13 protein-coding genes are annotated in these 13419 nt (G+C 62.5%); 11 read left to right on the forward strand and 2 right to left on the reverse strand.

Annotated elements, in window-relative coordinates; translation table 11 throughout:
* Positions 1 to 84: 84 nt before the first annotated feature.
* Positions 85 to 1191, reverse strand: coding sequence for a recombinase RecA (gene recA / locus ACQ4WY_RS11935; protein WP_152250761.1), 1107 nt, complete (start codon positions 1189 to 1191; stop codon positions 85 to 87).
* A 241-nt stretch (positions 1192 to 1432) separates the two neighbouring features.
* Here recA and ACQ4WY_RS11940 point away from each other — a divergent pair, with 241 nt between their 5' ends.
* The 6 genes from ACQ4WY_RS11940 to ACQ4WY_RS11965 all read left to right on the forward strand — a co-directional run bounded on the left by ACQ4WY_RS11940 (position 1433) and on the right by ACQ4WY_RS11965 (position 7574).
* Positions 1433 to 2167, forward strand: coding sequence for a response regulator (locus ACQ4WY_RS11940; protein WP_436504160.1), 735 nt, complete (start codon positions 1433 to 1435; stop codon positions 2165 to 2167).
* Positions 2164 to 3696: a sensor histidine kinase gene (locus tag ACQ4WY_RS11945; protein ID WP_436504162.1), complete on the forward strand. Its 1533-nt coding sequence runs from the start codon at positions 2164 to 2166 to the stop codon at positions 3694 to 3696. Before ACQ4WY_RS11940 ends, ACQ4WY_RS11945 begins: the two co-directional genes overlap by 4 nt.
* Entirely contained in the window at positions 3689 to 4003 is a 315-nt protein-coding gene (locus ACQ4WY_RS11950; protein WP_436504163.1) for a DUF4212 domain-containing protein, read from the forward strand. Before ACQ4WY_RS11945 ends, ACQ4WY_RS11950 begins: the two co-directional genes overlap by 8 nt.
* Positions 4000 to 6048 carry a sodium:solute symporter family protein gene (locus tag ACQ4WY_RS11955; RefSeq protein WP_436504164.1) on the forward strand — a complete coding sequence of 683 codons (2049 nt, stop codon included), beginning with the start codon at positions 4000 to 4002 and terminating at the stop codon, positions 6046 to 6048. The genes ACQ4WY_RS11950 and ACQ4WY_RS11955 overlap by 4 nt, the downstream gene beginning before the upstream one ends.
* A gap of 116 nt (positions 6049 to 6164) precedes the next feature.
* Positions 6165 to 7379 carry a 6-phosphofructokinase gene (locus tag ACQ4WY_RS11960; protein WP_436504165.1) on the forward strand — a complete coding sequence of 405 codons (1215 nt, stop codon included), beginning with the start codon at positions 6165 to 6167 and terminating at the stop codon, positions 7377 to 7379.
* Between the two features lie 30 nt (positions 7380 to 7409).
* On the forward strand, positions 7410 to 7574 hold the full coding sequence (locus tag ACQ4WY_RS11965; protein ID WP_436504166.1) for a hypothetical protein: 165 nt from the start codon (positions 7410 to 7412) through the stop codon (positions 7572 to 7574).
* Positions 7575 to 7641: 67 nt separating this feature from the next.
* Here ACQ4WY_RS11965 and purM read toward each other — a convergent pair whose 3' ends face one another.
* Positions 7642 to 8685, reverse strand: a complete 1044-nt coding sequence (gene purM / locus ACQ4WY_RS11970; RefSeq protein ID WP_096238012.1) for a phosphoribosylformylglycinamidine cyclo-ligase — start codon at positions 8683 to 8685, stop codon at positions 7642 to 7644.
* A 188-nt stretch (positions 8686 to 8873) separates the two neighbouring features.
* Between purM and ACQ4WY_RS11975 the strand changes: the two genes are divergently transcribed.
* From ACQ4WY_RS11975 to folK, 5 genes are all read left to right on the forward strand, one after another.
* Positions 8874 to 9956 (forward strand): AI-2E family transporter, encoded by a 1083-nt coding sequence (locus tag ACQ4WY_RS11975; RefSeq protein WP_436504167.1) that lies wholly within the window; start codon positions 8874 to 8876, stop codon positions 9954 to 9956.
* A 213-nt stretch (positions 9957 to 10169) separates the two neighbouring features.
* A complete protein-coding gene (gene hda / locus ACQ4WY_RS11980) occupies positions 10170 to 10838 on the forward strand; it encodes a DnaA regulatory inactivator Hda (RefSeq protein WP_034788687.1) in 669 nt (222 codons plus the stop codon).
* Entirely contained in the window at positions 10838 to 11509 is a 672-nt protein-coding gene (locus ACQ4WY_RS11985) for a histidinol-phosphatase (protein WP_436504442.1), read from the forward strand. Before hda ends, ACQ4WY_RS11985 begins: the two co-directional genes overlap by 1 nt.
* Positions 11502 to 12875 (forward strand): polynucleotide adenylyltransferase PcnB, encoded by a 1374-nt coding sequence (gene pcnB / locus ACQ4WY_RS11990; protein ID WP_436504168.1) that lies wholly within the window; start codon positions 11502 to 11504, stop codon positions 12873 to 12875. Before ACQ4WY_RS11985 ends, pcnB begins: the two co-directional genes overlap by 8 nt.
* Entirely contained in the window at positions 12875 to 13363 is a 489-nt protein-coding gene (gene folK / locus ACQ4WY_RS11995) for a 2-amino-4-hydroxy-6-hydroxymethyldihydropteridine diphosphokinase (protein WP_436504169.1), read from the forward strand. The genes pcnB and folK overlap by 1 nt, the downstream gene beginning before the upstream one ends.
* The last annotated feature ends 56 nt before the right edge of the window (positions 13364 to 13419 follow it).

Here is a 13419-nt window from a genome sequence, read left to right on the forward strand (position 1 = left end):
GCCCGGCGCAACAGCGCGGGACGGCGATCGTGGTGACACCTTGCCAGACACCATCCGCAAACGCGAATGATGGCTGACGGCAGCTTACTCGGCAGCCTTGGCTTCCGCAGCCTTGGCAGCCTTGTCGGCGGCTTTATCCGCTTTTTCCGGCTTTTCAGCAGCCAGCGGCGGCAGTTCGCGCACGCCCAGCGAAGCGCGGACCTTGTTTTCGATTTCGCGGGCCAGTGCCGGACGCTCTTGCAGGAAGGCGCGGGCGTTGTCCTTGCCCTGGCCGATGCGTTCGCCGTTGTAGCTGTACCACGAACCGGATTTTTCCACGATCTTGGCATCCGAGCCCAGGTCCAGGATTTCGCCTTCGCGCGAGGTGCCGGCGCCGTACAGGATGTCGAAGTGCGCTTCCTTGAACGGTGGCGCGATCTTGTTCTTGACGACCTTGACCTTGGTTTCGTTGCCGATCACTTCATCGCCGGACTTGATCGAGCCGGTGCGGCGGATATCCAGGCGCACGGAAGCGTAGAATTTCAGCGCATTGCCGCCGGTGGTCGTTTCCGGGCTGCCGAACATCACGCCGATCTTCATGCGGATCTGGTTGATGAAGATGACCAGGGTATTGGTGCGGTTGATGGAACCGGTCAGCTTGCGCAGGGCTTGCGACATCAGGCGTGCTTGCAAGCCTGGCAGGGAGTCGCCCATGTCGCCTTCGATCTCGGCGCGTGGCGTCAGCGCGGCCACGGAGTCGATGACGACGAGGTCGACGCTGCCCGAACGCACGAGGGCGTCGCAGATTTCCAGCGCCTGCTCGCCCGTGTCCGGTTGCGAGATCAGCAATTCATGCAGGTTCACACCCAGCTTTTGCGCGTAACCGACGTCCAGCGCGTGCTCGGCATCGATAAAGGCGCAAGTGCCGCCCAATTTTTGCATTTCAGCGATGGTTTGCAGGGTCAGGGTGGTTTTACCCGACGATTCCGGACCGTAAATTTCCACCACGCGGCCGCGCGGCAAGCCGCCCACGCCCAGCGCGATATCGAGGCCGAGCGAACCGGTCGACACGACTTGCACTTCTTCGATCGCTGCGCTGGCATCCATGCGCATGACCGAACCTTTGCCAAACTGCTTCTCGATCTGCGCCAGTGCGGCGGCGAGCGCCTTGGCTTTTTCCGATGCGGGTACTACAGCTTTTTTATCGTCCATATGTTCTTTCAGCCGTTCTACAGTTGCGGATTCACGTGAATCCTGCAGCCTGCGATAGCGCCAGTGGGTTAAATTCTTTACACAGACAGTACTGTATAAAAAAACAGTGATCAATGCAAGCGGAACGTGGATTTGTTTTGAAACAGATCAATACAAGCCTGGTTTTTCACAAAAACTCGCTACCTTGCGGAAAATGAAACACAATACAAACTTCTAACGCCGCAAGCATAGGAAGTGCACCATGCGTATTTTACTTGCCGAAGATGACAGCGTGCTGGCCGATGGCCTGACCCGCTCGCTGCGCCAGTCCGGTTATGCGATCGACTACGTCAAGACTGGTCAAGAGGCCGATACGGCCCTGTCCACCCAAGAATTCGACTTGCTGATCCTCGACCTGGGCCTGCCCAAGATGTCCGGCCTGGAAGTGCTGCGTCGCCTGCGCGCGCGCGCCTCGCTGCTGCCGGTACTGATCCTGACGGCCGCCGATTCCATCGAACAACGCGTGAATGGCCTCGACCTCGGTGCCGATGATTATATGGCCAAGCCGTTCGCCCTGTCGGAACTGGAGGCAAGAGTGCGCGCCCTGACGCGCCGCGGCGCCGGCGGCGGCGCCACCGTCATCAAGCATGGCCCCCTCAGCTACGACCAGGTGGGGCGCAGCGCCTACATCAACGACCAGATGCTCGACTTGTCGGCGCGCGAACTGGGCTTGCTGGAAATCTTGCTGGGCCGCACCGGCCGCCTCGTCTCGAAAGAGCAGCTGGTCGACCACCTGTGCGAATGGGGCGAAGAAGTGTCGAACAACGCCATCGAAGTGTATGTCCACCGCTTGCGCAAGAAGATCGAAGTGGGCGGCGTGCGTATCGCCACCGTGCGCGGCCTCGGCTATTGCCTGGAAAAATACTCGGAAGCGGCGCGCCTGAACGCCGAAGCGGGCGAGTCGGCAAGCCCGCCCAGCGGACCCGCCAGCAAGTGAAGGCGCGCGAGGCGCCAGCGGACGAGGCGGACGACGACGACTGGTTCGAGCCGCCCACCACGGAACAGGATGACACCATCGAGCACTCGCTGTTCGGCGAAATCCTCGACTGGATGCTGGCGCCCTTGCTGCTGCTGTGGCCAATGAGCATTGCCATCACCTATCTGGTGGCCAAGGGCATCGCCAATCAGCCCTTCGACCATGCGCTGGAAGACAGCGTGACGGTGCTCACGCAGCAGGTCAAGCAAGCCGACGGCGCCATGCTGCGCCGCGCGCCGGAAAAGAACGGCAAGGGCCGCGATTTTCTGCGCGGTGACGATATCGACACCCTGTATTACCTGGTGGTAGGCCCGCGCGGCGAGTACCTCGACGGCGACCGCGATTTGCCGTCGCCGCAAGACCCTGACAAATACCGCAGCGGCATGGTGCTGTTTCGCAACGACACCATCCACGGCACGCCCGTGCGCGTGGCGTTCAGCTATCTCGACATTCCTTCAAGCAACGACGATGAGCCGCACCGCGCGCTGGTGCAAGTGGCCGAGACGCTGGAAAAACGCGCCCAGCTGGCCAATGAAATCATCAAGGGCGTGATTTTGCCGCAGTTCATCATCCTGCCCGTGATCCTGGCCCTGGTCTGGTTTGCCCTGGCACGCGGCCTGTCGCCGCTGGCGCAATTGCAGGAGCGCATACGCGCCCGGCCGCCCGACGATTTGAGCCCCATCGAATCGGGCCAAGTGCCCGAGGAAATCACGCCGCTGGTCGGTTCGCTCAACGAGATGCTGGCGCGGCTGTCTCTGTCGATCGACATGCAGAAACGCTTCATCGCCGATGCCGCGCACCAGATGAAAACGCCGCTGGCCGGCATGCGCATGCAATCCGAACTGGCCCTGCGCCAGACTGACCACGACGAGATTCACCGCTCGCTGCTGCAACTGGCAAAAAGTTCGGAAGCGGCCACGCGCCTGGTCAACCAGCTGCTGGCCCTGGCACGCGCGGAAAACCAGCCGCAGGCGGGCACGGCGTTCGAGCCGATCGAGCTGAGCGAAATGGCGCGCGGCGTGGTGCAGGACTGGGTGCAAGCTTCGTTCGCCCAGCATATCGACCTGGGCTTCGAACAGCCCGCCTATGCGATCATGATTTCCGGCAATGCCATGATGCTGCGTGAACTGCTGAGCAACCTGATCGACAATGCCCTGCGCTACACGCCGTCGGGCGGCAGCGTCACGGTGCGCGTGCGCAGCACCCTGGAGCTGGCCATCCTGGAAGTGGAAGACACGGGCCCCGGCATACCGCAGGCTGAACGGGCGCACGTGTTCGAACGCTTTTACCGCATTCTCGGCAGCAATGTCGACGGTAGCGGCCTGGGCCTGGCCATCGTGCGCGAGATTGCCCAGCAGCATGGCGCCGAAGTCGATATTTTTAACAATCCGCGCGCGCACTCGCCGAAGCTGCCGGGCACCCTGCTGCGCCTGAGCATCGCCCTGCTGTTGCCGGACGCGCCAGAAGAGGACGACATCACGTATGGATAAGCCCAGCCCACCCGTTCCCCTGGCGCGGCCGGCGCGCACGCCCAGCCCCGAACTGCAGGCGCGCCTCGATGTACACTGGCACAAGACGCGGCGCCTGACGGCCATCCTGTTGCTGATCTGGCTGCTGACGGGCTTCCTGACCGTGTTTTATGCGCGCGAGCTGTTGCATCTGAACCTGTTCGGCTGGCCGCTGCCCTTTTATATGGCGGCCCAGGGCGCCTCGCTGGTGTACCTGGCCATCATCGCCTTCTATGCCTGGCGCATGCGGCGCCTCGACCAGGCTTTTCATGCCGAGGAGCACGCATGAGCGGCCAGCCCAGCTTTTTTGCACGCCTATGCCGCTACTACCTGCTATTTACCGCCGGTTTTGCCGCCTTCCTGCTGGCCCTGTCCGTGCTGGAACAGGAAGGCATGCCGCGCGCGTGGATCGGCTACCTGTTCATGCTCGTCACCATCACGCTGTACGCCACCATCGGCGTCATCAGCCGCACCTCGAACGTCACCGAATACTATGTGGCGGGACGCCGGGTACCGGCCATGTTCAACGGCATGGCCACGGCCGCCGACTGGATTTCGGCGGCCAGCTTCATCAGCCTGGCCGGCGGCCTGTACCTGAACGGCTTCGACGGCCTGGCCTTCATCATGGGCTGGACGGGCGGCTATTGCCTGGTCGCACTCCTGATCGCCCCCTACCTGCGCAAGTTCAGCCAGTACACGATTCCCGATTTCCTCGCCGCCCGCTACGGCAGCGGCACCGACAAACGAGGCGCCAGCGTGCGCGTGGTGGCCGTGGCCGCCACCATCATCGTGTCGTTTACGTATGTCGTGGCGCAGATTTACGCCGTCGGCCTGATCGCCTCGCGCTTCACGGGCGTGGATTTTTCCGTCGGCATCTTCCTGGGCCTGGCCAGCATCCTCGTCTGCTCCTTTCTTGGCGGCATGCGCGCCATCACCTGGACGCAGGTGGCCCAGTACATCATCATCCTCGTCGCTTTTCTGATCCCCGCCATATGGCTGTCGGTCAAGCATGCGGACAATCCCGTGCCGCAGATCGCCTACGGCAAGGTGCTGCCGCAACTGAGCGCGCGCGAACACGTGCTGGAAACGGACCCGAAAGAAAACGAGGTGCGCGCCATTTTCCGCCAGCGCGCGCAAAGCTACCAGGCGCGCATAGCCGGCTTGCCCGCGTCCTGGGAACAAGGCCATCTGGCGGCCCAGCGCCAGCTCGATAGTTTGCGCCAGCGCAATGCCTCGCTATTCGATATCCGCAACGCGGAACGCTACCTGATCGCGTATCCGAAGAGTCCCGACGAGGCACGCGTGCTGTGGCAAGCCGCGCACGCACAGAATCAGAAACGCGCAGAGCCGATCATTCCACACGCGCAGCCATTCCCCGCCGCCAACCGGGAGCAGTCCGACATCAAGCGCAACAATTTCCTGGCCCTCGTGTTTTGCATGATGCTGGGCACGGCCGCCTTGCCGCATATCCTCATGCGATCGTACACCACGCCCTCCGTGCACGAAACGCGCGTCTCCGTGTTCTGGACCCTGTTCTTCATCTTGTTGATCTATCTCACGATTCCTGCGCTGGCCGTGTTGGTCAAGTACGATATTTACTCCGCTCTCGTGGGCACGCAATACACGAACCTGCCCACCTGGGTGTCGTACTGGGCCAATGTGGACAAGCTCAGTCCCCTGATCAGCATCGTCGACGTCAACCGCGACGGCATCGTGCAACTGGCGGAAATTTCCATCGACGCCGACGTGCTGGTGCTGGCCACGCCCGAGATCGCCGGCCTGCCCTATGTGATTTCCGGCCTGGTGGCGGCCGGCGGCCTGGCCGCCGCCCTGTCGACGGCCGACGGCTTGCTGCTGGCCATCTCCAACGCCCTGTCGCACGACATCTATTACAAGGTGGTCGACCCCACCGCCTCGACGCAAAAGCGCGTGACGATTTCAAAATTGCTGCTGCTGGCCGTGGCCTTCATCGCCGCCTATGCAGCCTCGCAAAAACCGGCCGACATCCTGTCGCTGGTGGGCGTAGCGTTTTCCCTGGCCGCCTCGACCCTGTTCCCGCCGCTGGTGCTGGGGGTCTTCTGGAAACGCGCCAACTACCAGGGCGCGCTGGCCGGTATGCTGACGGGCTTTGGCGTGTGCCTGTATTACATGCTGCATACGAGCACCATGTTGGGCGGCAATGCCAGCGGTCAATGGATGCATATCGCGCCCATCTCCGCCGGCATCTTCGGCGTGCCGGCCGGCCTGGCAGCCGCCGTGCTGGTCAGCTGGCTGACACCGGCGCCGGGACGCCGCAGCATGGGACTGGTGGAACATATACGGGCGCCGGAATAAGCGCACATCCAGGCTTGGGATGACGTGGAAAAATTCCTCGACAGAACGAGCGGAAAAGACAGCGCCCCGGCAAAAAAGGAGTAGGCTGGAGGGCCGTTCCACTACGAGGAGACCTCATGCCGTCCGGAAAAATTCTTGTTGCCCAGGGAGGCGGCCCCACCGCCGTCATCAACCAGTCGCTGGTGGGCGTGGTGCTCGAATCGCGGCGCTTTCAACATGTCACGCGCGTATATGGCGCGCTGCACGGGGTGCGCGGCATCGTCAATGAAGAATTCGTCGATCTGACCCAGGAAACCAGCCACAACCTGGAACTGGTGGCCGCCACGCCGTCGTCTGCCCTCGGCTCCACGCGCGACAAACCGGACATCGCCTACTGCCAGCAAATCTTCGAAGTGCTGCGCGCGCACGAGATCGAGCATTTCTTCTACATCGGCGGCAATGACTCGTCCGATACGGTGCGCATCGTCAGCGAAGAAGCGCACAAGGCCGGCTATCCGCTGCGCTGTATCCACATCCCGAAAACCATCGACAACGACCTGGTGGGCAGCGACCACACGCCCGGTTTTCCCTCCGCCGCGCGTTTCGTCGCGCAAGCCTTCGCCGGCGCCAACCTGGACAACGCGGCCTTGCCCGGCGTCTACGTGGGCGTGGTGATGGGACGCCACGCAGGCTTTTTGACGGCCGCCTCGGCGCTGGGCAAGAAGTTCCCCGACGATGGCCCGCACCTGATCTACCTGCCCGAGCGCGTCTTCGTGCTGGATAACTTTCTTGCCGACGTAAAGGCGACCTATGAAAAGTATGGCCGCTGCGTGGTCGCCGTCTCGGAAGGCATCCATGATGCCTCTGGCGAACCTATCGCCAGCCTGCTGGCCAAGGAGGTGGAACGCGATGCGCACGGCAATGTGCAATTGTCGGGCACGGGCGCGCTGGCCGACCTGCTGTGCGACGAAATCAAGGCCAGGCTCGGCATCAAGCGCGTGCGTGGCGATACCTTCGGCTATCTGCAGCGCTCCTTCATCGGCTGCGTCTCTGACGTCGACCAGCGCGAGGCGCGCGAAGTGGGAGAGAAGGCGGTGCAGTTCGCCATGTGGGGTGACCGCGACGGTTCCGTCGCCATCAAGCGCACGGGCTTTTATTCTGTCGACTACGAGTTGCTGCCCCTGACGGAAGTGGCGGGCAAGACGCGCACCATGGAAGACGAATTCATCAGCGCCAGCGGCACCGACGTAACGGATGCATTCCGCCTGTATCTGCGCCCGCTGCTGGGCTCGGGCATGCCGGATGCGTTTCGCCTGCGGGCGGCCAAGGTGGCGAAGGTGCTGAAACCCTAGCTGGACTCCGGCATCTTCGCCAGCGGCCTGATGCCCATCATCGCCACCTTTCTGCTGAAAACGGGCAATGGCGAGCCATGGCACATCGTCGGCTACATCCTGTTCGCCCCCCTCGTCTCGGCTGTCAGCGTGGCCATGATCGGCAGGGGTGGCTCGCAACCGGACGGCCGCATGAAGCCAGCGCACGCGCGCTAGGCGGATTCGCGACGTAAAAAAAGGCAGGCCTCTCGCGAGTGCCTGCCTTGTTTGTTCAAGCTACAGCTTAGATAACAATTGTTTGATGCTCATCGCCCACGCGCGCGCGGATAGTACCGATGCGCGAGACGCTTTCGCCGGCCGCTTGCAATTGCGCGATAGCGGCGTCCGCGTTTTCCTGCGAGACGATGACGGTCATGCCGATGCCGCAGTTGAAGACGCGGTGCATCTCGGCGTCAGCCACGCCGCCGTGCTGTTGCAGCCACGTGAACAGCGGTGGCATGGTCCATGCCTTCGAATCCAGCTCGGCCACCAGGCCAGGCTGCAGCACGCGCGGAATATTTTCCACCAAGCCGCCACCGGTGATGTGCACCATGCCTTTGACTTCCATGGCATCCATCAGCGCCAGCAACGGCTTGACGTAGATGCGCGTCGGTTGCATCAGCACGTCGGCCAGCTTGCGGCCATGGAAGTCGCCTTCCAGGTCCGGTTTCGCCACTTCGATGATCTTGCGCACCAGCGAGTAACCGTTCGAGTGCACGCCCGACGAGGCCAGGCCCAGCACCACGTCGCCCGGAGCGATCTTGGTGCCGTCGATGATTTTCGATTTTTCCACGGCGCCGACGGCAAAACCTGCCAAGTCGTATTCGCCGGCCGGGTACATGCTCGGCATTTCCGCCGTTTCGCCGCCGATCAGCGCGCAGCCAGCCTGTTCGCAACCCTGGGCGATGCCCTTGATGACGTCCGTGGCGATCGCCACGTCCAGCTTGCCGCAAGCGAAGTAGTCGAGGAAGAACAGCGGTTCGGCGCCTTGCACCAGGATATCGTTGACGCTCATGGCGACCAGGTCGATGCCGACCGTGTCGTGGCGGTTCAGTTCGAACGCCAGGCGCAATTTGGTGCCGACGCCGTCGGTGCCCGAGACCAGCACCGGTTCCTTGTACTTCTTGCTGATTTCAAACATGGCGCCAAAACCGCCCAGGCCGCCCATCACGCCTTCGCGCAGGGTGCGCTTGGCAAACGGCTTGATTGCTTCGACTAAAGCGTCGCCTGCGTCGATATCGACGCCAGCGTCACGGTAGGAAAGGGAAACATTAGAAGTCTGGTTCATGGTGTGGTGGCAGCGGAGGCGGTAAAATAGAAGGCGGATACCCGTCGGCACGCGCGCGCAAGCATGTTTTTCAACATCGTGCGGCAGGACGCCAGCGGGTGAATTCGGTCGATCAAGTCGCTATTTTATCAAACTGCCCCGCCATTTCGTAATTAACTGCCTTTTTTTAACGCAACAGCACAAACTACATGCCATTCGCCATCACCGCCGAACAGAAGCAAACAGCATTTTGGATCGCGGTCTGGCTGGCATTTTTGCTGCTGCTCGTCAGCCTCGGTCCCATCCTGACGCCCTTCCTGGCCGCCGCCATCCTCGCCTACGTGCTCAATCCCGGCGTGGACCGCCTGCAACGCCTGCATTACAAGCGCTTTTACGTGCCCCGTCCGCTGGCCGTGCTGATCGTCGTAGTGTTGTTTTTCCTCGCCATTACGGCGTTGGTGCTGATTGTCGTGCCTGTGTTGCAAAAGGAAATTCCGTTGCTGCAGGCGCAAATCCCGCAATTTCTGAACAAGGCGAACGACTTCCTGGCGCCGAAACTGCGCGACCTGGGCATCCGCGTGCGCCTGGACGGCACCGGCATCAAGCGCATGCTGAGCCAGCAGATGGCCACCAGCGGCGATGAAATCTGGAGCACCGTGCTGGCCTCGGCCCGCATCGGCGGCACGGCCGTGCTGGGCTGGCTGGCCACCGTCGTGCTGATTCCCGTGGTGCTGTTCTACCTGTTGCTGGACTGGCATCCGATGCTGGCGCGCATCGCAAGCGCCGTACCGCGGCGCTGGGTCGGCCGCACGGTGGGCATGGCGCAGGAAGTCGACACCCTGCTGGCGCAATACCTGCGCGGCCAGTTGCTCGTCATGCTGGTGCTGGCCACGTATTACTCGGCGGCGCTGGCCATCGCCGGTTTTGAAGTGGCATTGCCTGTGGGCATCATCACGGGCTTGCTCGTGTTCATCCCCTACCTGGGCTTCGGCCTGGGGTTGATGCTGGCGCTGATCGCCGCCCTGCTGCAGTTTGCCGACTGGAGCGGCGTCATCGCCGTGGCCGTCATCTACGGCTGCGGCCAGGTCATCGAAGGCTTTTTCCTCACACCGCGCCTGGTGGGCGAGCGCATCGGTCTGAACCCGCTGGCCGTGATCTTCGCCTTATTGGCCTTCGGACAACTATTCGGTTTCGTCGGCGTTTTGCTCGCTTTACCCGCTTCTGCCGTCCTGATGGTCGCTTTTAAGCATCTAAGACGCCACTACCTGTCCAGCACCTTCTATAATGCATGACAAGGTGACTGACATAAGCTACTGCGCGTCGCACTTTGCGGCCGGCGATGCTCACCGTACTATAGTACGGTTGCGCTTCTCGGCCACAAATCGCTGCCGCTCGCTACGCTTCTGTCAGGCACTCGATACGACTACAATGTTAAATTAATAAAAATCCAACAACAGCGACGACGACGCACAAGCAGTAATGAAAAACAGGACAAGGCGTACGCCATGAAACAACTGGTGCTCGATTTAGGCACAGACCAGGCGCACAGCCTCGATACCTTCGAGGTGGGACAGAATGCCGAAGTGGCGCAGCTGATGCGCCAGTTCGCCGCGCGCACTTCGCGCGAACATTTTGCCTACCTGTGGGGCGAACTGGCCGCCGGCAAGAGCCACCTGCTCAAGGCCCTGGCCAGCACCGAGCGCGCGCGTTACATTTCGCCTTTCTCGATCGAGTCCGAATTCGTGTATTCGCCTGACGTCGACCTGTACCTGCTCGACGACTGCGAAAAGCTGTCGCCGCTGGCGCAGATCGATGCCTTTGCCCTGTTCAATGAAATCCGCGCCAACAAGGCCTACATGGTATGCAGCGGCGCCGTGCCGCCCGCCGTGCTGCCCGTGCGCGAAGACTTGCGCACGCGCATGGGCTGGGGCCTGATCTATCAAATCCACGGCTTGACCGACGATGAAAAAATCGCCGCCCTGACCCAGGCGGCCACCACCCGCGGCTTGACCTTGTCGCCCGGCGTGTTACCCTATCTGCTGTCCCATTTCCGGCGCGACATGCGTTCGCTCTCGACGATGCTGGACTCTCTCGACCTCTACTCCCTTGAAACCCAACGCCCGATCACCTTGCCATTGTTGCGCGAGTTGCTGCAGGCGGAAGCGAAAGAATGATGAATCTGGCCCTGTTTGACCTCGACCACACCCTGCTGCCCATCGACTCGGATCACGAGTGGGGCGAATTCCTGGTACGCATCGGTGCCGTGGACGCCGCCGAATTCACCCGCCGCAACGACGAATTTTTCGCGCAATACCAGGCCGGCACGCTCGATCCGGTGGAATACCTGGAATTTTCCCTCGGTACACTGGCGCAATTCCCGCGCGAACGCCTGGAAGCGCTGCACCGGCAATTCATGGCCGAAGTGGTCATGCCGGCCATCCGCCCGGAAGTCGTGGCCTTGCTGAAACAGCACCAGGACGCGGGCGACCTGCTGGCCATCGTCACGGCGACCAACCATTTCATCACCAAACCCATCGCCGATGCGCTGGGCGTCGAACATCTGCTGGCCGCCATGCCCGAATATGACGAACAAGGCAATGTCACGGGCAAGCTGCTGGGCACGCCGACCCTGGGCGCGGGCAAGCTGACCCACACCCACGCCTGGCTGGAAAAGATGGGCAAGGAACTGGGACAATTCGAGCGCAGCTATTTTTACAGCGATTCGCACAACGACATTCCCTTGCTGTCGGTCGTTACCCACCCTGTCGCGACCAATCCCAACACCGCTTTGAGCGCACATGCATCCCTCCACGGCTGGCCATCACTCCACTTATTCAATGATTAAAAAATTCATCCGCAAGATCCTCGGCGTTAAAAAAGAGGCAGCGCGCGACACCACGGCACCCATCGTGCTCGGTTCTGCGCAACACGGAATCGACCCGAAACTGGTGTCGTCGAATGCCATCCGCGTCACCAGCAGCCTGCAAGAAGCGGGTTTTGAGGCCTTTGTCGTCGGCGGCGCCGTGCGCGACCTGCTGCTGGGCGTGAAGCCGAAAGACTTCGACATCGCCACCAACGCCACGCCGGAACAGGTCAAACGCCTGTTCCGCCGCGCCTTCATCATCGGCAAGCGCTTCCAGATCGTGCACGTGATGTTCGGCCAGGATTTGCTGGAAGTGACGACCTTCCGCGGCGCCGGCGCCGACTCGGCGCCCAAGGATGAACATGGCCGCGTCCTGCGCGACAATACCTTCGGTCTGCAGCACGAAGATGCGCTGCGCCGCGACTTCACCATCAACGCCATGTACTACAACCCGGCCACGCAGGAAGTGCTCGATTACCACGGCGGCGTGGAAGACATCCGCGCCAAGACCCTGCGCATGATCGGCAAGCCGGAAGAACGCTACCGCGAAGACCCCGTGCGCATGCTGCGCGTGGTGCGCTTTGCCGCCAAGCTGAAATTCACCATCGAGCCGCACACGGCCGCGCCGATTCCCATCATGGCGCCGCTGATCAACAACGTGCCCGCGCCGCGCGTGTTCGACGAAATGCTGAAACTGCTGATGAGCGGCCACGCGCTGGCCTGCCTGCAGCAGCTGCGCAAGGAAGGCTTGCATCACGGCCTGCTGCCGCTGCTCGATGTGGTGCTGGAACAGCCGCTGGGCGCGAAATTCGTCACCCTGGCGCTGGACGCCACGGATCAACGCATCGCCGCCGGCAAGACCGTCTCGCCAGGCTTCCTGTTTGCCTCGCTGCTGTGGCACCAGGTGCTGGAAAAATGGACGGCCTACCGCGCCGCCGGCGAGTCGACCATCCCCGCGCTGCACCTTGCGGCCGACGACGTGCTCGATTCGCAAACGGAAAAGCTGGCCTTGCAGCGCAAGATCGGTTCCGACATGCGCGACATCTGGTCGATGCAGCCGCGCTTCGAGCGCCGGGTCGGCAAGGCGCCATACAAATTGCTGGAGCACCTGCGCTTCCGCGCCGGCTACGACTTCCTGCTGCTGCGCTGCGCCTCGGGCGAGATCGACATGGACATCGGCGAATGGTGGACAGCCTTTTATGAAGGCGACGAGGAAACGCGCGAAGCGCTGCTCGTCAGCGCCAATGCCGCGCCGGGCGCCGTCAAGAAGAAGCGTCCGCCACGCCGCAGCACGCGCAGCAAGACGGGTACGGGCGGCTCGGCCACCGGCAGCAACAGCGACGAATAATGAACGCACTAGCACAAGTGACCGCTTACATCGGCATCGGGGCGAACCTGGGCGACGCGCGCGCGAATGTGCAGGATGCGCTTGCGCGCCTGGCGCGCCTGCCCGGCGCCTCGCTGATCGCCGCCTCGCCCAGCTACCGCACGGCGCCCATCGATTCGAGCGGTGACGACTACATCAACGCCGTGGCGCGCCTCACGACCACCCTGCCGGCAGAGGAACTGCTGCTGGCCCTGCACGCCATCGAGGCGGCGCACGGGCGCGAGCGGCCTTACCGCAACGCCCCGCGCACCCTGGACCTGGACTTGCTGCTGTACGGCGATGAACAGATCGCCAGCCCGACCTTGACGGTGCCGCATCCACGCCTGGCCGAGCGCGCCTTCGTGCTGGTGCCGCTCTTGGCCCTGGCGCCCGCCATCGTCGTGCCGGGACTCGGGCCGGCGCAGGACTACCTGGCAAGCGTCGCTGACCAGGCCATCAGCCAGCTCTGACCCCAGCTCCGACCCTTCTCGCTCCCATCCTCTACAATGCCGCTCCTGCAGCACGC

This window comes from Janthinobacterium salmonicoloratum, assembly GCF_051380845.1.
Taxonomy (GTDB): domain Bacteria; phylum Pseudomonadota; class Gammaproteobacteria; order Burkholderiales; family Burkholderiaceae_D; genus Janthinobacterium; species Janthinobacterium lividum_F.